General features: G+C 34.9%; 17 protein-coding genes. 1 reads left to right on the top strand and 16 read right to left on the bottom strand.

Annotated features, from left to right (window positions below; genetic code table 11):
* Positions 1 to 3: 3 nt before the first annotated feature.
* From C8N46_RS03395 to C8N46_RS03320, 16 genes are all read right to left on the bottom strand, one after another.
* Positions 4 to 6108, bottom strand: a complete 6105-nt coding sequence (locus tag C8N46_RS03395) for a hypothetical protein (protein ID WP_146169712.1) — start codon at positions 6106 to 6108, stop codon at positions 4 to 6.
* 271 nt (positions 6109 to 6379) lie between these two features.
* Entirely contained in the window at positions 6380 to 6964 is a 585-nt protein-coding gene (locus tag C8N46_RS03390; protein WP_146169711.1) for a hypothetical protein, read from the bottom strand.
* A gap of 16 nt (positions 6965 to 6980) precedes the next feature.
* Positions 6981 to 7478, bottom strand: a complete 498-nt coding sequence (locus C8N46_RS03385; protein ID WP_108113430.1) for a hypothetical protein — start codon at positions 7476 to 7478, stop codon at positions 6981 to 6983.
* The gene (locus C8N46_RS03380) at positions 7479 to 7955 is read right to left on the bottom strand and encodes a hypothetical protein (protein WP_108113429.1); all 477 of its coding nucleotides are present in this window, start codon (positions 7953 to 7955) and stop codon (positions 7479 to 7481) included. It abuts the gene before it with no gap.
* Between the two features lie 15 nt (positions 7956 to 7970).
* Positions 7971 to 8933, bottom strand: a complete 963-nt coding sequence (locus C8N46_RS03375; protein ID WP_146169710.1) for a fibronectin type III domain-containing protein — start codon at positions 8931 to 8933, stop codon at positions 7971 to 7973.
* Complete coding sequence (locus tag C8N46_RS03370; protein WP_108113427.1) at positions 8923 to 9441, bottom strand: hypothetical protein; 519 nt, start codon at positions 9439 to 9441, stop codon at positions 8923 to 8925. Before C8N46_RS03370 ends, C8N46_RS03375 begins: the two co-directional genes overlap by 11 nt.
* Positions 9441 to 10625, bottom strand: coding sequence for a hypothetical protein (locus C8N46_RS03365; RefSeq protein WP_108113426.1), 1185 nt, complete (start codon positions 10623 to 10625; stop codon positions 9441 to 9443). The genes C8N46_RS03370 and C8N46_RS03365 overlap by 1 nt, the downstream gene beginning before the upstream one ends.
* A gap of 1 nt (position 10626) precedes the next feature.
* Positions 10627 to 12540 carry a type II and III secretion system protein gene (locus C8N46_RS03360; RefSeq protein WP_108113425.1) on the bottom strand — a complete coding sequence of 638 codons (1914 nt, stop codon included), beginning with the start codon at positions 12538 to 12540 and terminating at the stop codon, positions 10627 to 10629.
* Between the two features lie 4 nt (positions 12541 to 12544).
* Positions 12545 to 13954 (bottom strand): GspE/PulE family protein, encoded by a 1410-nt coding sequence (locus C8N46_RS03355; protein WP_170110057.1) that lies wholly within the window; start codon positions 13952 to 13954, stop codon positions 12545 to 12547.
* Positions 13944 to 14432: a prepilin peptidase gene (locus C8N46_RS03350; protein ID WP_108113424.1), complete on the bottom strand. Its 489-nt coding sequence runs from the start codon at positions 14430 to 14432 to the stop codon at positions 13944 to 13946. Before C8N46_RS03350 ends, C8N46_RS03355 begins: the two co-directional genes overlap by 11 nt.
* Before the next feature lie 4 nt (positions 14433 to 14436).
* The gene (locus C8N46_RS03345) at positions 14437 to 14862 is read right to left on the bottom strand and encodes a type IV pilin protein (protein ID WP_108113423.1); all 426 of its coding nucleotides are present in this window, start codon (positions 14860 to 14862) and stop codon (positions 14437 to 14439) included.
* 147 nt (positions 14863 to 15009) lie between these two features.
* Positions 15010 to 16134 carry a type II secretion system F family protein gene (locus tag C8N46_RS03340; protein WP_108113422.1) on the bottom strand — a complete coding sequence of 375 codons (1125 nt, stop codon included), beginning with the start codon at positions 16132 to 16134 and terminating at the stop codon, positions 15010 to 15012.
* Positions 16124 to 16600: a hypothetical protein gene (locus tag C8N46_RS03335; protein WP_108113421.1), complete on the bottom strand. Its 477-nt coding sequence runs from the start codon at positions 16598 to 16600 to the stop codon at positions 16124 to 16126. Before C8N46_RS03335 ends, C8N46_RS03340 begins: the two co-directional genes overlap by 11 nt.
* Positions 16578 to 16946: a hypothetical protein gene (locus C8N46_RS03330; RefSeq protein WP_108113420.1), complete on the bottom strand. Its 369-nt coding sequence runs from the start codon at positions 16944 to 16946 to the stop codon at positions 16578 to 16580. Before C8N46_RS03330 ends, C8N46_RS03335 begins: the two co-directional genes overlap by 23 nt.
* The gene (locus C8N46_RS03325) at positions 16924 to 18156 is read right to left on the bottom strand and encodes a hypothetical protein (RefSeq protein ID WP_108113419.1); all 1233 of its coding nucleotides are present in this window, start codon (positions 18154 to 18156) and stop codon (positions 16924 to 16926) included. The genes C8N46_RS03330 and C8N46_RS03325 overlap by 23 nt, the downstream gene beginning before the upstream one ends.
* Positions 18137 to 18727, bottom strand: coding sequence for a toxin-antitoxin system YwqK family antitoxin (locus C8N46_RS03320; protein ID WP_108113418.1), 591 nt, complete (start codon positions 18725 to 18727; stop codon positions 18137 to 18139). The genes C8N46_RS03325 and C8N46_RS03320 overlap by 20 nt, the downstream gene beginning before the upstream one ends.
* A gap of 257 nt (positions 18728 to 18984) precedes the next feature.
* Here C8N46_RS03320 and C8N46_RS03315 point away from each other — a divergent pair, with 257 nt between their 5' ends.
* Positions 18985 to 20763 (top strand): T9SS type A sorting domain-containing protein, encoded by a 1779-nt coding sequence (locus C8N46_RS03315; RefSeq protein WP_108113417.1) that lies wholly within the window; start codon positions 18985 to 18987, stop codon positions 20761 to 20763.
* Positions 20764 to 20779 lie beyond the last annotated feature (16 nt).

Here is a 20779-nt window from a genome sequence, read left to right as displayed (position 1 = left end):
TTTTTAATGGCTTATTGGAAGTGTTATTTGTGGTGTTGCTGTATTGGTCGCAGGTATCCCATTTGTAATCATAATAGACTCACTACCACCACATGTATCGGGCTCTGGTTGGGTATTATCTTTTACTATATAATTGAGAATAAACTCTCCGTTACTTGGCACTATCCATTCATAAACGTACTGCTCAGTATTGCTATCATAAGAATTAAATTCAATACTAGTATTATTTGAATAATTGAATATTAACGATGGTCCTGACTGTAATGGTCCATCTGAACCATAATTAAACGATATGTAAACTGATGTAAAATCTTCCCTGTTATCGAAATGATAATCACATGTTGGAGTTCCTGGAGGTATCACTGCTTCTGGCTCACAATCTAGTTTTGTACCGCGCTCAATGCAGTCGTTGTATAATCTTTTGGAAATACCTACCTCATGTCCTCCATCTACTTTTATACTATATCTCCCTGTGTGCGACTCTTCGTCTGTTATAGTTGCATTCGCATTATTTACTGTACTTAGATATCTAAAATGTGTATTTACAATATCTTCGATATCTCTATCTTCAAAACCGTCATATCCCATTTGTCTGTATTCACTATTTGAAGCAACTGCAATAGGTAATTTGTAGTTGTATCCATATTGTGCTGAAGAGTATCTTCCTAAAGCATCTTTATTTTCTAATTCCGCGCCATAAGGAGAGTATTGTGTGACCTCACTTGCAAATGTCCAAGTCTCATCATTTTCGGGGTTTTCAATCCACTTTTTAGCTACGTCATCATACATGTAAAATGGAGAAAAACTTTCAAAAAAACCACTATTTCGTTTTGTATTTGTTGATGAACGTGTCGTTAAATGTGCATACGACTTTACAGCACGCCAATCCCCTTTAACATTGTATATAAATGGATTGGTTTGATAATAATTAGGATATTTAAGTAATTGCGGCTCATACCCTTCGAAGGATGCCGAAGGGTATCTGTCAACACCTGGATTTTCTTCTGGATTCGCCCAAAAATCCTTGTATTTAATAGCAGAAGCATTGATGATTCTTGGATTTGTTCCTGTTCCATTATAGCTAAAATCGCTAGCTGTTATTTTTGGCGGGTTACCTCCATCATCCATCGGATTTGTCATCGTAGTTACCGATGCCATTGCTGCACTTTGGAAGTTTCTGTAACCTGATTTTACAACCTTGATGGTGATATTTTCCAAATTTGCGTCTTCACCACAGGCGTTGAGGTATTCTCCATTTCTTTTGATTAATACCATTTTTTGACCAGAAGCTATATCTGCACCAATGTATTCAACCTGACTTATCCAATAGGCATTATCTGTTGAAATAGAATTTCCTTCACTATCAAATACCATTACTTGGTCTCCTGGTAGAAATAATTTTTTAGCATCAAGTGTAATTGAGCCTGCATCAAGTCCATCAATACGATACCAAGTAGATTTTCCATCTTCATCTTCATCGTAGTCATTAGATTCACTATACTCCATAGAGCTTAACTGACAAGTAACTCCTAAGTTTTGAACGGCTTGCCCCATTCCTTTATATGCCCAATGTGCTGGATAGCTAAAATTGTAATAGTTATCCTTATACGCATTAGAAGTTTCTGTTAGTAGTACTTGTCCGCTTACAGCATCCCAAGCAAGATTTCGAGTGCTGACACTAGCTCCTAAATCGTATGCTACTTTTTCTTTTAAAATTCCTGTTTTGTGAATTACTTTGGTTGTTGTTGTGGTATGTAATGTGGTTTCGTTTCGTTTGTATTCAAAAGGTAATTGACCTAATAGAATTGGTATAATACCAACATTAAAAAAGGTAAGATTTGTATTTACACCATAACTTTCAGATAAATTATAATTTTCATTAAAATCGGTAATGACATCATAGTGCGTACCGATTTCTTTTGTTTCAACAGAGCCGTCAGAAAGAATAACTGGCAAATGATTGTCTAATTCTCCAGTATCATTTATGTTGTATATATAATCAACTCCAGAAATTAGGTTTTCATTCTCATCATATATTTTTTGAGACTTCGATTTTCCATTCATGTCATTTGTGATGATTGAAAATCCTTGCGAAAGAGCTAATTCTGTTTTGACGCTTAATCGCAATACATTGTCTAAGATGTTCTCTTGATTGGTTCTGTAATTATTTTTGTCGTCAATATCTGTATGATCTGATTTTGTTGGAAAGTCTTTAGAAGTAAAAAATTCATTGGTTACCTTACCCGTTGCATGTCTTTTGACTACTAAATTAGTATTGTTATCTCCTTGTCGGATTCTTTGTAAGTTTTTAACGGTTACTTTGCTATATGTTACAGTCGCCGAAGGATAAAATGATTTTCCAAAAGGTTTTTCAACATATTCTCTTGCTTGTAGTTTTTCAGAATCATCGAAGAAAGGCTGAATCAATGGGTTTTCTTTACTCATATTTGGTTCCCAAGTAGTAACACCACTAGAGCCTCCGTTTTTCAAGGTATAATCGTATTCTTGTCCGTAAAAGTTACTATATGGATTTACAGGATTTGACTGTGGATTGTTTACCATAGCATCCCAATTATCATGCATTTTTACTTTCTTAACTCTTAAGCCACCACCCAATTTTGCGTTGGTTGGATGTTGCAAACGAATCCATGATTTTTGAGGGATAAACGTTTTAGCAATACCACGAGTTTGTAAATATCCATTTGGACCTATAAATATTTCAGCTAATACTGGTAAACTACTTCCAATAGCTTGTACAATGTCACGAATATTAGTTGAAGAAGGTGTATCATCTCCTGTTCCGTAAGCATAACGATTTAGATGTTTTCTTGCAAAAAACCATCCTGATTTAGCAATAGGATGCACTTGCGTTCCTCCCGCAACTCCACCTTCTAAATCTTCAAATTGTACTGGAATAAGTCCAAACTGTTTTTCTCCTTCTGTGTACACGTGAAAATCTTCAAGATTACTTGTGTCAATATTTACATAACCTTCTACATAATCAAATGCACAGTTATTATATTTTTCCATATTGAGTAGAAATCTGAAGAAAATCGGTTTGTCTATATTCTCTCCGAGATATCTACTTTTAAATTGATCAACAGTTATAGCTTCTGTTTCCAACAATTCAACTACTAAATATCTTTTATGATTTTCACCATTGTAAAGTTGTTGGGAAATTGCACTAGTAGGAGATTCTTTTACACCAGCGACCTTAAACATTTGCATCGCTTTTTTATCCTGCACATATTGGTAGTCATCAGATTCATACTGCAGTTCAATTCGTCCGCCTGATGGTAAATCAATTGATGATAACGTCCATGCTGAGGTATAATAATCTTGTAGAAGTTTATCTTTTTGCTGTACAAAAGGAAACTCTTGTGCGGTTATGTCTGATTGTACTTCACAACTTGCATTTGTATTACCATTTGGAAGTGTAATATTTGTGATATCTCCATTCGCATCTTCATCATACGTTACACCTTCTTCAAATAAAGGTTTGTAATTTCCCCATATATCATGTGATTTCATTTGATAATCGGGATTGTAATTGTCATAATTAAATACATACGGTGTGTATTTTCCCATCTTAGAATTGCGATAGGTAAAGTACACCTTCTTTAAGGTCAATTTTCCAGAAGTACTGTTTGGTGTGTTTTGCATTAACGAATAATCATATTCAAAATATGCCGTTTTTATAGGAGCAATATCTACATTGTTTAATGGATCGTCATCTAATAGATTTGCTGCTTTAGCTTCTGGCTTAGAGTATAATTTGATAGTTTCAATTTGTAAAGAAGCATTTCTATCACTTGCATCTTTAGCATCATCTCTAGCAGCAAAATCAAAAATGGCTACATGAGTTTTCGTTTCAATCATTGTTACGTACTTGAGTTCTTTGGTTCCGCGTACGTAACTACCTTTTTGATCATTCGGTTTTGTATAAAATCCTGGATTGTAGGAAGCAGTATTTGCTGCATATGGAGTTTGCCATTTATAATCGTCAACTACCGATGCAACTCCTGAACTATTTACAAAGTTGTTGTAATGCATTTTAGTATATGCACCAAGATCGTCATCTGTTGGTCCGTCGCCAGTTAAGTCTTCATAATCATTGGAAAGAACGGCGCTTAACAAAAATGTATGTGCGTAATTAGGAGTCGTTATTTTATTGAAAAAATTATCAAAACCACCAGCACTTCCAGCAGTATCATTTCCATCAATAGAAATTGTACCAGTTTCTAAATCAGCGATTCCGTCAGCAGCAAAAGTAACCTCTTCCTTTTCATGGTTTACAGCAGCTTCTCCATATACATAAACAGCTCCACTTGGTTGTGTTATTTTAATTCCATTCGTATGATGATCTTTTAAGTCTTGATGATCTTTTACAAAAGGATCAAAAGTGGCTTCTTTTTTTGTAATCTTTTGAATTGCTTGATTTCGTTGTTCACGTTTTGTTCTTCGTATAGGGCCAGAAATTGGATTAGTAGTCATTTCAATATCGCTACTATTATCATAATTTTTAACATTAAAAACACCAACAGCTTTTTTATTGTAGCTATTTCCATCAGGTGTTAAATCTAAAGCCATCGGCTTTTCACCAGATAATTTTACATTATACACTTCTTCCTCGAGGTCTGCACTTAAATCCCCAATGGCTTTAAAATAGGTTTCTTCATAATCCAATTCAGTATTGCTTACCGATTGAAATTTATGGATGGCTGGCGTATTCCAAACGCCTGTATGACTTCTCGTTGGCGAGTAATGGATATCTACTCCACCTCTAAATCCCCAACCAGCTTCAATTTCTGCACCTAAACTAAAGCTATCGCCAGAATCTTCAATTTTTTGATTAAAAACATAGCCTGTTTGACCTTTAAACGGACGAAATTGTCCTGCGATTCCTTGTCCTTGAATGTGGTAAATATCATGTGTATAATTCGTTACAGGTAGCGTTAAGGTGTTTTTTGTTACGATACGCTCATTTTCTCTGTTAAAATCTAAAATGTCATTATGTGAAGCATATTTTGTAAACTCATATCCATACGTTTTTTCTTCTTTAATTTGTTCATCATCTTTGATACGTTGTACTGAGTAGAATGCAGACACACCACCTTCAAAACTGAAAGCAGCTAGCTGTGGACCGAGAGAGGCTCTAAATGTATAATTTTCATTATGGTATCCTATACGTTTTGTAGGAGTGAAGGTATTATCTATAAAAGAAGCTCCAGCTGAACGACTTCTTAAATTACTTGTGTATCCATTCTTTTTTTTAACTTGTCTTGTGGTAGAGGTACTTATATTAAAGGCTGTAATTCCTTGTCGACTGTTGTATGGAAGTCCAATTCCATAACCTTGAGAAATTGACTCATTATTTGCAACTTTAGCATCTTTTATTTGTTCAGAAAAGCTTACCGTTGGCGATACATTAGCACCATTCGCAACTGAAGGAGAAAGATTCATTCCGACACTAGTCCCTTTTGCCAATTGGAAACCAACTCCGAAAGATGGCGTAAAACTAAAACCTTCATAGTTGTTATGCACAAGAGTCGCACTAGCATTCCAACTTGGAGCAGAAAGTCCAGAAGAATTATTACCATTATCTCCATCATTTGAAGAATCATTATTTTGTTGTGGATTTCCGTCACTTTGATTTCCAGTATTTTCTGTTCCAGAAAATTGTCCATTTATCGAAAGCGTCATACCCACCGTTTTGTTCTTCTTCATGTTGTTTTCATAGGTCACCAAGTCTCCCTTAAAATCGTCAGGAAGCCCGCGAACGTTTCTGTTGATTTGTCCGATGTTTAAATTCCATCCCAAACCAACCCAAGAAGCTTCTTGATCCATCGTAATCCCTGCATCATATGCCAAGTTGAGGGGATAACCACCAACATCCATAATAGGAATGTTATAATTGAAATCACCCGTACTCAGATTTACCATGTCAGAAGTGCCAATTGGTGTAAAGGCATTGAATTCTGGTTGCGAAGGTCCGCTCGTAAGCGCAAATAGTTGTGCAGGTTGAATGGTTGTTAATACCAATTGCATTGCTAAATAGCATGCCAAAACCTTAGAAAGTTTTCCAGTTCTAATGTGCTGTATAATCATTATAGCTAAGTTTTATTTTAAACTTAAATTGTTTTTTTCGTTAAAATGTGTGATGTACAATACAGTCCTAACACTGAGTGAAGTCAATGAAAAGACACAGTTTTACCTGAATGTTTTAGTGAGGAAGCTGTTTTTATTTATGGGGTAAAAAACAGTTGGGTTTATTCTACAAATGCTAAAATATGTTTTTATCGCATCGAATGCTCAAATTAGTTGATAAGCGTAGCAATTTTTTTATAAGCGTTAAAAAAATCCACTTTTTTGATTGCTATTATAGTTTTAAAGGAGTCGATTTGAAATTAAACTTGATAATTCCATTACCAAATAACTGATCGTTGTAAAGCAATTGAATTTGATCGTTTTCAGGAATGTTTCCGAAATACAACAACGCTCTTTTAAAAGGAGCAACTTTAAAATTTCGCTCAAATAAAACGCCCGAACACGGAATGGTATCGTTCGAAGAAGTAATGACCTGAAAGTCTTTATCCAGCTTAAACGACATATATTCCACAGCTTTGTCATATGGTAAGTCGGTAAATGCTTCTCCAAGCAAATCTTTTTCTTCATCGTGATGAAATTCGATTTCCACAATGCGTTCGTTTTTGTGCAGTTTATACAACGAATCTATTGCTTTGGGTTCAAAGTTTTGATTGTCTTTTAAAATATAATAATGCAAAGGTACTTCTGTAGCCGTGTAGTTGATTGTATTGATATATTGATTAATCTGTTTCGATTTCCATCCGTCAACGGCAAGATTAAAGAATTTATAATCTTCCGTCACAACGCGCTCGTTTGAGGTGTTTGTACAAGACATCACACCAAAAAGAACACATAGAATATATACTAGCTTTTTCATTTCTGTTATGGTTAAATTAATTTCCTTCATATTTCGTGTTGGCGTATTGAATGGCTTCATTGGTAAAATCATAGGCATCGTCTGCATACATGATGTTTCCATTTCCTTGAATACCAAAGATTAAATGCACGTTTTTCTGTTTGCCAAATTCTTCCAAATACGTGTTGAGTCGCTCCCAAGCTTGACTGTTAATTTGCTGTTTTACATCAGTACTCAACTTTTGAAACGCATTATTTTCCACATACATTTTTTGCTTAAATTCTTGGATGGTTTTTGGGTCAGTTTGCTGTTGCATTAGTTGATAGATGCTGTCTAATTTTTTCTGCTGATTTTTCAATGCAGGCAATTTCATTTGTTGTAAATCTTGCACCATATTGAATTCGCTAAACAAGGTGATATTGTCAATATATCCGTATTGCTTTTTTTCGGTTGAATTGAGCATTACAACTACATATACTAATCCTGCAATGAGTAGTATAAGATTGATTACTGGAAGAAGTTTTAATTTTTTCATCTACTTTATTTTTATAGTTTTTGTTGAATTATTGAATTGAAATTGAATTGAATCTTCAAATATTTTTGTGATTTTAATAGTTTCTAAAATGATATCTTTTTCTCTTTTTTTCATGATTTTTCCGTTCACGTTGATGATGCCTAATTTCCTGCTACTTCCTTTACTCAGTACATATCCGTGATACGTAATGCTCGGCCAAATCGCTTTTGCTGTAACTTTTCGTTGACTTTGAACGGTTTTTTCTGTGGTTTTTTTCGTGACGATTCTCGGTGTTACCAACACTTTTTTAAAAGGGTTTTTAATGTTGGTAAGCTCAAATGTGTCTTTTCGCATGGTGTACTTTGTGAGTACATTTTTTTTTGTCACAGGCATAATATTTTGTGTCGTTTCTTTTTTTACAAAATAGGTGTAGCCAATACTTCCCCAAATGAATAGGACTAAAAGAATCAACACGATATTTATATTTTTTTTACTCATCAATATGTCTGATGCTTATTCAATAGTAAAGGTTCTAGAAATGCTAAAAGCACTACTATTACCAGCTACATCTCTCGATTGTACTCTCCAATAATACGTTCCTGTTGTGGCTAAAGTAAGCTGTTGTGCATTTCCATTGCTGATGTTGATACTTTCTACAATAGAGTTGAAATTGGCATCTTGCGCTATTTCCAAAACACTTTCTACGTCCGATTGCACATTTCCGCTATCTTGACCAATGGTCCAATTGAAATCAATCGTGGTTTCGGTAAAAACTTCATCAGCTGCTGGCGTAACTAACGAAGGCTGATTTGGTGCTTGTCTGTCAATCAATACAGTTCTAGAACTATAGGCAGTTTCCGAAGTCGCATTAACCGCTTTTATCTTCCAGATGTAGGCAGCATCTTCATCAAAAATGGAAGCATTTACACTAAAATTCGTTCCCGTAATTCCCGATTGCTGTGTAAGTGTGGTTTGTCCGTTTAAATTTTTAATCAGTTCAAACGTGTACGAATTGGCAAACGCTAACTCGTTCCACGTAAATAAAAGATTGGTGTTGTTGGTGTACAAATTATCCGTTGGCGTATTTAAAATCAAGCTCTGATTGCTCAAATCGGAAGAAGCTTCTACCGTAAATGCTACAGGAAACGAATAGGCGGTTTGATAGGCGAAATTTTCACCTCGCACACGCCATTCGTACATACCAGGGTCCAACGGATATTGAAAAGAAGCATTGCTTACCAAAGAATCCAACACAATCATATTATTCTGCGAAGGTTGTATGAGTTGCAACCTGTAATTATCGGCACCATCCACAGATTGCCATGAAAAGTTCACCAAATTAGTAATGACAACACTTCCTTCGGTAGGTGTAATAGGTGTTACGGTGTCATTAGTTAAATCTTCTTCTAAAATATCATCGCAAGACATAAAAAGAATCAGACAAAAAAGAGCTAAAAATTTTATGTTATTTCCCATAATTTTGAAAATAAAGTTCAGCATATTCTGCTGTTTTGTTAGTACTATAATTTTTTTTTGAATAGAATTTTGCGCTTACAATTTTGGAAGCTTTGCATTCTTTTTCAATCGTGTAAATTGTTTGTAATAAAGATGGATAATCACCTTTTAAAATGACGCTGTTGGTATACACTGTAAATGCATTTCCTTTGTAAATGTGCGAATCAGCAATGTTTACTACACTTACGTCAAGTCCTTTTTTGGTAATAAAATCCAGTATTTTTTGTTGGATAAAAGCGTTATCTTCTGATTTTCCAACAATTTTATCCAAGGCTGCTAATTCTGATTGTAATTGCTCAATTTTTACAAAAGGACTTACATCTTCAGCTATAAGTTGATTGGAAGCATTCAATTCATTTTGTAATGCGAAAATGGGCTGATAGGTCTTTTTATACACAGCCAAAGCTAGCAGTACAAAAACAATGACTACCAAGAAAAAACGGCGTTTATGTGATAACTTGTCCAACATTAGAAATACAGGTGAATTACAAATGATTTTTTTTGGTTTCTATCTTGCGTGTACGCTTCAATTTCAATTTTTTGCACCCAAGTTTTTGCGGTCAAATCAGCAATCCAATTGTTAAAATCAGCATCGTTTGTGGTAACGCCTTCTACATGAATTTGCTTTTTGTAAAATTGGACTTCCTTATCATCTCTAATTTTTTTAGTCAACGGTGTGATGTCAATTGCTGTCAATACAACATTTTTTTCCACCGAATTGCCAATTTCGTAGAAATACTGTGTCAAAAACTTAGGATGAAACAATCCAGAAGTTGCTACAATCGTTTCTTTATTTTTTTTCTCTAGTTCTAAAAGGGTTACCGTTTCATTAGCTTCCGTAAGCTGCGTCATCATTGCTTTCTTTTCTGCAAATAAGTTTTGCTGTTTTTTAAGCGTAAAATGTCCATAAAGAAGTGCCGCTAAAAGCAATAGTATTCCCAATACACCTACTGTTTTTGTTGCATTAAAAAAGGTATAATCCGTTTTGTGTTGCGCCAAAAATGATGTTTCTATCACCAAGGCTTCTTCCTGAATGTGATGTTGAATCACTAAGGCAAAAAGCGCTATTTCGGAAGTGTCAAACTCCAAATCGTCAATCTTGTATTTTGTGGTTTCTAACGATGTGCTCAATTCAAAATCCAGCAATTTGTTTTTTGAAAAAGTCAATTTTGATGCGTTAGATACAATGGTATTTTCTGACAAAAGCGAACGCAACGCATATACCACAAAAGGACCGATTGCCATATTGAGAACGTGATATTTTTTACTGGTAAATGCTGAAATATGGCTGTCAATAATTTTCTTTCGACAGAACGAAACAAAACTGGATTCTTCTTGATGCAATTCGTAAAAATAGAATTCATCCGGATTGGCTTTAAACAATAATTTCTTGCGATAATTGGCGGTTCTCACTACTTTTTTATGCAAAATCCCAACACCTGAAAAATGAAGCAACAACGGATGTTTGGTTTGTATTTCCTTGTACACAGTTTCCAAAGAAGCTGTTTTTATGCGCTTCCTAAGGGTAAACTCATCTTTTTTCTTGTGAATGGTTAGCAGCGTATAGGCTACTTTTTCATCTTCTAAAAAATGAATGCCCAATACCTGAAAGGTTTGTGTCAAAGGAATGATATGTCGCAATGGTTGAAGCATATTAATACGTTACTGTCGGTCTGATAAGAATGTGAAGTTTTGATTTTTCTTTTTTCTTTTTTCGACTGCTAAAAAACCATTTGATGACTGGAATTCGAGAGAAAAACGGTGTTCCTGTTCCAGAGTTTTCGTTTTCCAATTCGTCCAATCCGCCCAATAAAATCATCTCGTTATTTTTAACTCGAATCATAGATTCGAACTGTCGTGTTGCTTTTCCTGGAGGTGCATTTTCGCCAGCTCTTCCTAAAAACGAACTCTGCTCAACAGAAATTTCTAAGGTTACATGTTCGTCTTTGGAAACATAGGGTTTTACACGCACACTCAAATTCGCGTCGGTAGATTTCCATTGTCCCGATTGCAACACATTATTGTTAATTCCCGATTGAATTAACTCGTTTCGTTGCTCAAAATAATAACTAGTTTCTCCAATAGAAGTTGAAGCTTCGTGTCCGTTCAGTGTTACCAATTTCGGCGTCGATTCCACTTTGATGTACGAGTTGTTTTCCAAGGCTTTTAAGCTGAAATAGAAACGCTCGGTTACTTTTCCTAAGTTGACAATTCCCAAACCGTTAAAAGCATCAATCAGTCCGTTTACGGAATTGGCGTTTACCTGAACTTCTGAAGTCGGAAACAAAACGCCCGAAGTCGTTCGTTTGTTATCGTCCAATCCTGCTTGAAATCCTGTCTGTACTTCGTATCCTTTTTGATATTGCACAATCATAATTTCAATTTCGATATTTGGGACTACTTTGTCTATTTCTCTCAAATATTCTCGAAGACCTCTAATTTGAATGTCCGAACCTGTAACGACAAAACCGTTTAATTCCACAAACTCTTCGATTTCAATGTTTTTTGTTAGTGCTTTTGGGAATGTTTTTTTAACAGATTCAATCGTTCTGTTTTCCATCTGAATTAACGATGTTTTTCGCAGTCCGTCCGTATCGTGTTTCCCGATTAGGAAAAGCTCGTCCACCATTTTATACGTAAACTCTTTTCCTTTAAACACATGATTCAACAACTCTTCAAATGTGATTCCATTGGCTAAAAGCGTGGTGGTTTCATTTTCAGGTTTGTCATACATAAAATAGTTGATGTTGAGTTTTTCTGCTGCCTCTATCACAAGATTCATCACATCTGCATCGTAGGCATTCACCGATAAAAATCCTTTCGTATCTATCGCAATTGAATAGTATCCTTTTGAATTTGCTGGAACATTTTTCTTTCTAGTATTTTTACGATTGTTGGAAGTATTGGCAGTTGCGTTTTCATCAATCACAATATCTGCTTTGTCGATATAATAGAAATCATTTTCGTCTCGCGTTACCATCAATTTGTTAGATTTTGCCATCATATCTAACACTTGGTCAAAAGGGCGATTTAAAATGTATGCAGAAACCGTTTCTTTCTTTATAGAAGGCGCCAACACAATATTTTTTTGAGAGGCATCGGTAATGGCTTGTGCAACGCGCGTAATGGAATCGTTCTTTAATTTCACAGAGAGAAAACCATTTTCTTTGTTATAACTAACATCAATTTTTTTGGGTATTACAGGTTTTGGCTTTTCAGGAATAACTTCTTTCTTTTTAATGACTAAAATTTTTCCTTTCACCATCATTTCCAAATCGTGTTTTTCTATTAAAAATAGCAACACATTTTTTACGGGGACATCATAAAAATTACTTGAAATAAGTTGTTCCAAAGAGGTATCAACATCAATACTCAACTTGTGTTCGTCGGCAACGGCAGAAATGAAATCGTACAAGGTGATTCCTGAAATTTCTACCTGCATGGTTTTGTTATAGGCTTTAATTTCGGTAGCGAGCGTTTCTAGTTGTTCGCGATATGTTTCACTATTCTGCGCGAAGCAAAATCCCGAAATTAAAAAGAGGAATATGATGATGATTTTTTTGTACATGATGTTAGCTTTTTAATAAAATTGGATAAACTTCTTCCAAAGAAGTGATGCCATTTTTAAACAATTGTAATGCGGTATGCGACAAGCTTTTGGTGTTGTCGACATGATGATGTGCTTTGTGCAAATCTTCTTTTTTGATGATTTCCGAAATCTCCGAAGTGATGGGAATCATTTCGTAAATTGCCGTTCTGCCTTTATAGCCTGTGTAGTAACATTCATGACAACCTTTAGCAACGTATTGATGCGATAATGTGTTATCTCCTCTAAGATATTTAGGAAGATCTTCGTTGTGTAAATTGACTTTTTCCTTGCAATGTGTACACAGTTTGCGCAACAAACGTTGTGCAATGGAAATGTTTAAGGTTTCTGCAATTAAAAATGCAGGAACGCCCATGTCCATCAATCTGGAAATCGTGCCTAAGGCAGAATTTGTGTGAATGGTAGACAATACCAAATGACCTGTCAACGAAGCTCTGATTGCCATTTGAGCGGTTTGCGCATCTCTAATTTCCCCTAACATAATAATGTCAGGATCTTGTCGCAAAAACGAACGCAACGCAGAGGTAAATGTGAGTCCAATATCTTCTTTAAGCTGTACTTGATTGATGCCTTTTAGGGTATATTCTATCGGATCTTCAACGGTAACAATATTTGTTTTGGAATGATTTAAGTGTTTGAGCGTTGCGTACAACGTTGTCGTTTTTCCAGAACCTGTCGGACCGCTAATGAGAATGATTCCGTTGGTTTTTTTCACCGCATTTCTGTAAATTTCCAGTTCGTGCGTGTCCATTCCCAACATGTTCAAATCTAAATGCGAAGCGTCTCTTCCTAACAAACGCATCACTACTTTTTCACCGTAATGTGTAGGCAAAATAGAAACTCTAATATCAAATGTTTCAAAATTGATTCGTCCATCTTGCGGCAATCTTTTTTCGGTAATATCTAAGTTGGAACGAATTTTAATTTTGTTGATTAACTCTAGATAATTTATGGTTTCAATCTTGTATTTCTCAATCAGTAAACCATCAATTCGAAAGCGTACACGTGCTTCTTCTTCAAAAATTTCTATGTGAATATCACTTGCTCTAATTTGCTTGGCTTCGTGAATCAATTCGTCTAAAAAATCAGTGCTGTTGTTGTGATGTGTAGCGGTTTCTTCGCCAGTTCTGTAATACGTTGCTAACGCTTGTTGAATTAGCGTAGCATCTACATACGTAAGCTTAATTTTTTTATCTAAAAAAAGCTGTAATTCCTGTAAAAAATTAGCATTCTTTTGATTGCTTTCTTCCGCGTACAATACAATTTCATGTGCATCTTCCTGCAAAGGAATCACTTTAAAATGATTGGCAAGTTCAGCATTGATCAATTGTTGCTGTTCTACAGAAAGAGTGATATGTGCTTGCTTAGAATTCAATGAAAAATGGATTTACAAGGTTGCTTAATTTTAGCCCAAAACAGATGATTAAAAAGAGTGAGAGATAGCCTGCTAATGGAATGGTAGGTTGCTTTCGCAGATTTTTAGTCGCCACAAAAAGTAGTATAGAAATCAACAGTCCTGAAATGAAAAACACAATGTAATTATGTATTTGAAAAAGAGGCGTGATTGCTATAAAAAACAGAATATCACCCAAGCCTATAGACGTATCAATCGGGTTTTCTAATTGCTTATTTTTAATAGTTTGATAGATCATAAATCCGACACTTGTGCAGGTTAAAAACGCCATGCTTTTTAGCATTTCGTACAATGTTAATAAAGGTTCTAGTAGGTTTATCAATACTGATACTACGGCAATACCTAAGAGTAAATAGGCATGAATGGCTCTGTATTTGAAATCTTGGATACTTATTATTCCAAAAAGGAGAAGTAATAAGATGATGAGAATTGTTTTCAAAGCGCTAGTCTCGTATGACTTCTTTTAAGTTTCGCTGATGATCAATTTCCCAGGTATTGTAGTTTCCATCACCGTCAAAATCTTGAATGGATAGCGCTCTAGCCTTAAAACTGTTGATAGAAGCTTCAATAATTTCAATTCGATATACGGCTTGTCCGCCTTTGTCAATGGTCAGCTCTGTTTCATAACCAATGTCTTCTAAATTCGATGCATATTTTGCATGTGTAAAGAAGTAATTTTTTTGGTATGAATACAAGGAGTTGAGTGCCGTTTTTGCTTCAATAGCTCTAGCTTGAACTACCGCTTGTGTTTGGTTTGGCAATACTAAATAAATCAGAATTCCGATAATGCATAATACAATCAGAATTTCTGTTAGCGAATAGCCTTTGAGCCAATATTTTTCATGTTTTTTGCAGGGAATATTTTTCATGATGAATACATTACAGTTTATTATTTCAAAACGAATGTATTGATAAATATGGCTTTAGCTGCAAATCACTTTACAAGCGTAGCAATTATTTTATAAGCGTAAAATTTTCGTGTAAAAAAGCGGAATTTTCACAAGAAAAAATCCACATCAGCCAATCACTTTGCTTAAATCAAACATAGGTGTGTACATCGAAATTAGAATAAAACCTACTAAAATTCCGATGATGATAATCATGAGTGGTTCCAAAACGGTGCCGACCATTTTTGTGGTGTGTTCAATTTCAGTATTGTATTGGTCGTTTAGTTTGTGAAACATGGTATCGAGTTCATTGGTTTGTTCACCAATACCAACAAGTGAAATTAATTTTTTTGGAAAAATAGGATGTTTTTGCAAACCATTAGCAAGCGAATTTCCTTTGAGTATTTCTTGCGTTGTTTCATGAATTGCTTTTTGCATAGGATAGAAAACAATCATTTCTTTTGTCAATTCTAACGAAGTAATTAAAGGTGTTTTTGCAGCTAATAATAGACTCAACGATTGACAAAATCGGGAGATGTATATTTTTTGGATGAATCGCCCTAAGAACGGAATTTTCAAAAGAAGTTTTCCCGTAAAGTTTCTGTAGTTATCATTGTTTTTATAGTATTTATGAATGCCTACAAATAGTAAAATAATTCCCAATAAAACACCTAAAATCATATTAAAATTATCAGATAATCGTATGACAAACTTCGTAATGGCGGGCAATTCGCTTCCAAACTGTTTAAATACAGACGTAAACATCGGAACGATGTATTTTAGCATAAAATACAATACCACAAACGTAATTCCCAAGACAAATGCAGGATAGGTAATCACCGAAATCAATTGTCGCTTCATCTTAATTTTTCGCGCAAAGAATAGCTGTAATTGTGTCAGAACTTCAGCTAATTTTCGAGTTTCTTCCCCAATTTTTATACTATAATATTCATAAGGAGAAAATTCTTTGTGTTTTTTGAGAGCATCAAACAATGTATTTCCTGCAACGACATCATTATTAATGCTTGTCAATATTTTTTGAATTTTTTCAGATTTTTGCTGCGACGCCAGTAATTGTAGCGACTGATTAAAATCAACGCCCGATTTTATCAGCACGGCAAATTCTCGGTAAAAAGCTTCTTTTTCTTTACTTGAAAACTTCGTGAAAAAATCAAAATTCAAATCGAGTGAATTTGCTTTTGTCCTTTTCGATACTCTTACAGTTTCTTTATGTTTTGTGATATCAAGTTTCATCTATAAAAGTTGCGTTTATTTGAGTATTTGATGGATTTTCTTTGTAAAATTCAACAGAAATAGATTCATCGTGCAATAGCAATGTTATGGTTAGAATGCTATGATGTTTCTTTTGTTGGAATGTGTGTGAACGTACAGATGACAACACCATTTCACTATTTCCAGCTTGCAATCGTTCAATAGTTTCTTCGTTAAAACGATATTGTATGATAGTTTCATCATAGCGTTTCAAAAACAAGGTTTCGTTTTGGTAATTTACATGTACAGCTTCATACAAATCGTTTTGCAATGTAGTATCAAACACCATAAAATCATTGGTTTGTAATTGTTGTGTTTGAAACATGGAAAATTGCTTATTAAACGACGTAAAAACGGTATAAATCACACCAATCAACACACTAGAAATGATGATGCCAAATACGGTTTCTGTGAGTGTAAAGGCTTTATATTTCGGATTGCAATTCATCTTTTTTTGATAGTAAATAGAAAAACGTTTCTGTTCGTGTGTTGGTTTTAATGGTAAATTCTATGTGTTGTATTTTAGGGTAATCATCATGTGGCTTTACTATTTGCTCAATGGAGTACTCAGAAAACTCATACGTATCATCTTCAATTTTTGACTGATTCTGTAATTTTACGATAATAGCTTTAATTGTATGACGTGCTTCAATAAATGTAGTGTCATAATTTATTTTAAAAACATTGACAAAAACAATGGTGGCGATAACAACGCAAATAGCAATAATCGCTGTCGCTAAGACCGATTCCATCAACGAAGAAGCTTGTATTTTAAAGTTCTTTAACCGTTTCATACATGTTTTTATCGTTGTGAGTAGTTTCAAATAATGGAATGCCAATAAAGTTTTCAGGGAGTTTGCTCACATCAATTTCTGCATCCATCAAAAGATTGGCATACGAGGTTTCCTTGGTTTTTGTGAGTAACCTGTCTGCAAACACACTTCCATATACGTTTCCTTTGAGTTCCAACGTTCCGTAACAATATACCGCGCCAACAATCAGTGCGTCTTCACCAATAGAAATTACCGATTCCAGCACTTTATTGTGAGTGCTATTGTTGACGATAATTCCACCAATAATTACGCTTTCTTTTCCAATAGTAACGTTAGTAACATTGCTAGGATGTTGCACCAAAATACTAGACGGATAGCTAAGTTTTACATCATCTTCAACCACCACCGAAGACGAAGCAATTATTTGAACAGTTCCTTTAAAACCGCTTTGAATGACCACATTTCTTGCGTTGATAATAACATCTTCTAATTGCATGTGTTTGTTCAAAATCAGCGTTCCGTTGGACTGAAATATGATATTTCCTTTTACAATTTTACCTTCTAAAAACGACAAATTGTTGGTGTGACAGACTTGTGTTTCTTTATCAAAAGAGCGCACATAAATAGACTCTTTTTCCAATTGTTCTTCAGAAAGATTTGCCGCCGATTCAGGAATACAATTGGTGTTTATGGCACGTAACTTCGGAAGCTGGTTTTCTGCTTCTTTTTGCGCTCCTTGAATGGTGATTGTTGTTTGTTCTCCGAACAAATTTCGTTTTTCCAGCAATCCTTTCGGCACAAAAACATCGCCTGTTATAGTAACGGTTCCTGCAACATTTACAATTTTGTCATAATTCGTCACATACAACGCAGTGGTAGATTTTGCAGTCTTTCCAACAAGGATGCTTTTGCGTATTGTATCTTTGTTATAATAAGTTTTTGCAGAGATTACTTTGTAAAATCCCCAATCTTTTATGTTGGTATTCGTGTTGACTTGATTTGAAAACACACTCATCTGCGTACTTCCATTTGTAATGTTAGCCGCATCAGAAAGCAGCAGTGTTATGGCAGCATCATTGGTGAGTTGCAATTGTGTTTTTTGAAGTATTCTTTTTTGAAATAACGAATTGTAACTGCTCAGTAAAATTATTCCGAAGCATAGCGTCGCAATCAAAAAACATACAAAAACTGCCTGCAACAATGACGATGCTTTAAGTTTTTGCAGGATCATGAATTGAATCTTTAATGACTTCTTTTTTCTTCTTTTTTCTTTTGAAAATACGTTTTAAGAAAGGCACTTTTTGAACAGTATCTTTTTCTTTTTTAGGAATTACAACTCCTTTTTTATATCGCAATGTATCTTGAGAAATATGTTGTATCCAAGTTCCATGCTTTTGATGGTTTCGATAGCGTCCTTCTTCAATTGTATTTCCATTTTTGGCAAACTGAACAAAATCCCCATGTCTGTATCCGTTTTTCCAAGTTTCAACCGTTGCTACCGTTCCGTTTTCATGCCAGCTTCTCCAAACACCATCTTTCAATCCGTCACTAAAAGTACCTTTTTCAGCAAGTTGTTTTGATTTGTAATATTTGGTAAATTCATCCACTAAGACAAATCCGCCAACATCAGCTTTCGATTGATGAATTTTTCCACTTTTAAACCAAAAATAGGTCTTATCATTCTTCGGTTTTTTGAGTTTTTCGGAAGAAATATAAAATTCGTAATCAAAATCAGATGCATTGATAATTCGCTTCTGGGGAATTAAAAAAACAATCAAAACAAATGCACATACAAATCTCATGAAATTACTTTAATAGAGGGTTACCAATCGTATTTCATTGCATATTACAATACTGAATCATAAAAACCTAAGATTACTTTATAAGCGTAACAATTATTGTATAAGCGTAATTTTTTTAATCTGTTTCTAGTAAATTCTTATAAAAAAAAGTCGAATAGATGTTTTTTTGTCATTCACAGTAAAAAGCAGACACTTCATACAATATTTTTTCTAAAGTCCTCTTTTTTAACGTATTTTAGATACATAAATTACCAACCATGAAATATCTTTCTTTTGTACTTTTCTTTATCGTTTCTGGTGTGTATGCGCAATTAACGGTTCGAGATGACAACTATATTTTTGTGACAGATCAAGTATTGTTTGTCAGTGATAATGTGAATTTGGGTGAAACGGATTCTAAAATTTACCTACGAGATGAAGCACAACTGATTCAAGGAACAGGAACTACAGGCAATGCTGGAGTTGGCGCATTGAGCGTGTATCAAAATGGAACGACACACAATTATGCTTTTAACTATTGGTGCTCACCTGTGGGTGATAATTTGGCAACTTTCGGAAATGAAAGCTTCAGAGCCAATTTAATCGACGATGCTACCGGACTCATTACAAGCACAGACGCTACTTTTACCAATCTTGATGGTACTTCGTCGCCATTAGTCATTGCAAGCTATTGGATATATACCTTTGAAAATTCAGCACAATTTAGCGATTGGGTGCAACGAGGCGCTACAGGAACGATTGCACCAGGATTGGGATTTACCATGAAAGGTACCAGTGGTTCTGGAAATAATCAACTATACGATTTTAGAGGAAAACCGAATAACGGAACCATTGCCAATTCGGTAGCAGATGGCGAATGGACATTGGTTGGAAATCCATATCCTTCTGCCATGGACGCGGTTGCTTATATTCATGATACAGATAATGCTGCAGCTATTACAGGAACATTGTATTATTGGGAACAAGATTTAAGTGTATTGTCGCATAGCTTGGACGATTATGTCGGTGGTTACGCAACCTACACCATCAACGCAGCTGGAACGATAGAAACTTTTGTGCCAGCCACGTTTGATACCTACAATTCTGACGGAAGTCTCAATACGGCGGGTTCAAGTAGTACGAGTGGAAAACAAGCGCGCAGGTATATTCCTGTCGGACAAGGTTTTATGGTGGAAGGCAGTGTAGGAAGTACTGGAACTGTGCAAACCAAAAATGCGCATCGTGTGTATTACAAACAATCCAATACCGATAGTGAATTTTTTAGACTAGCCAATTCTGATACTGAATTCATCACAGAAAATGAACAAAACTCATCCACTACTGAAGAAGTAAGTCCATATGGTGAAATTCCTGACGATTACAAGCGTTTTCGCTTAAATATTGACTTCAACGATGTATATACGCGACAACTTGTACAAACATTTCACGATACTGAAGCTACTGCAGGATTTGATTATGGACTAGAATCTAAAAGCCCTTCAGGAGTTGCCAACGACGCCTATTGGACAATCAATCAAGAGCCTTTTATAGCTCAAGCCTTGCCTTTTACTATTGATTTGTCTATTCCTTTGCATATCAAATTAAGTACTAATAGCAACATTCGGGTTCGTTTGTTTGATGTGCAACATTTTGAAGCGAATCAACCGATTTTTATTTGGGATACAGCAACAGGAATCTACACGGATATTCGACAATTGCCTTTTGAAATTAGCTTGCCTCAAGGCGAATATGCAAACCGTTTTAAGGTTGTTTTTGCCAGAAATACGTTAAGCACGGAAGATATTACGGCAGATACTTTTCAAGTGGTGCAAAATATCATAAATAAAGAACTCATCATCCAAAATCCGAATAAGGTTGAGATGAATCGTATTGAATTGTATGATATGTTAGGAAAACTAATTTGGTCAGATACTGACGTAAAAACAACTACTAATTACACCATCAATACAAGTTCATTAAGTGAAAACGTTTACATTCTAAAAATAAAAAACAAAGACAACGCTGAATTTGCCAAAAAAGTTATTGTGAAGAATTAATGTATCCCATAAAACT

It is taken from the genome of Kordia periserrulae, from assembly GCF_003054265.1.
In the GTDB taxonomy this organism is placed as follows: domain Bacteria; phylum Bacteroidota; class Bacteroidia; order Flavobacteriales; family Flavobacteriaceae; genus Kordia; species Kordia periserrulae.
The sequence above is the reverse complement of the archived record's forward strand: the minus strand, read 5'-3'. Positions and strand labels throughout refer to the sequence as shown.

Bases quoted from the DNA above. Each gene is read 5' to 3' on its own strand.
- C8N46_RS03395 (WP_146169712.1), bottom strand. From the start codon at position 6,108: ATGATTATACAGCACATTAGAACTGGAAAACTTTCTAAGGTTTTGGCA.
- C8N46_RS03390 (WP_146169711.1), bottom strand. From the start codon at position 6,964: ATGAAAAAGCTAGTATATATTCTATGTGTTCTTTTTGGTGTGATGTCT.
- C8N46_RS03385 (WP_108113430.1), bottom strand. From the start codon at position 7,478: ATGAAAAAATTAAAACTTCTTCCAGTAATCAATCTTATACTACTCATT.
- C8N46_RS03380 (WP_108113429.1), bottom strand. From the start codon at position 7,955: ATGAGTAAAAAAAATATAAATATCGTGTTGATTCTTTTAGTCCTATTC.
- C8N46_RS03375 (WP_146169710.1), bottom strand. From the start codon at position 8,933: ATGGGAAATAACATAAAATTTTTAGCTCTTTTTTGTCTGATTCTTTTT.
- C8N46_RS03370 (WP_108113427.1), bottom strand. From the start codon at position 9,441: ATGTTGGACAAGTTATCACATAAACGCCGTTTTTTCTTGGTAGTCATT.
- C8N46_RS03365 (WP_108113426.1), bottom strand. From the start codon at position 10,625: ATGCTTCAACCATTGCGACATATCATTCCTTTGACACAAACCTTTCAG.
- C8N46_RS03360 (WP_108113425.1), bottom strand. From the start codon at position 12,540: ATGTACAAAAAAATCATCATCATATTCCTCTTTTTAATTTCGGGATTT.
- C8N46_RS03345 (WP_108113423.1), bottom strand. From the start codon at position 14,862: ATGAAAAATATTCCCTGCAAAAAACATGAAAAATATTGGCTCAAAGGC.
- C8N46_RS03340 (WP_108113422.1), bottom strand. From the start codon at position 16,134: ATGAAACTTGATATCACAAAACATAAAGAAACTGTAAGAGTATCGAAA.
- C8N46_RS03335 (WP_108113421.1), bottom strand. From the start codon at position 16,600: ATGAATTGCAATCCGAAATATAAAGCCTTTACACTCACAGAAACCGTA.
- C8N46_RS03330 (WP_108113420.1), bottom strand. From the start codon at position 16,946: ATGAAACGGTTAAAGAACTTTAAAATACAAGCTTCTTCGTTGATGGAA.
- C8N46_RS03325 (WP_108113419.1), bottom strand. From the start codon at position 18,156: ATGATCCTGCAAAAACTTAAAGCATCGTCATTGTTGCAGGCAGTTTTT.
- C8N46_RS03320 (WP_108113418.1), bottom strand. From the start codon at position 18,727: ATGAGATTTGTATGTGCATTTGTTTTGATTGTTTTTTTAATTCCCCAG.
- C8N46_RS03315 (WP_108113417.1), top strand. From the start codon at position 18,985: ATGAAATATCTTTCTTTTGTACTTTTCTTTATCGTTTCTGGTGTGTAT.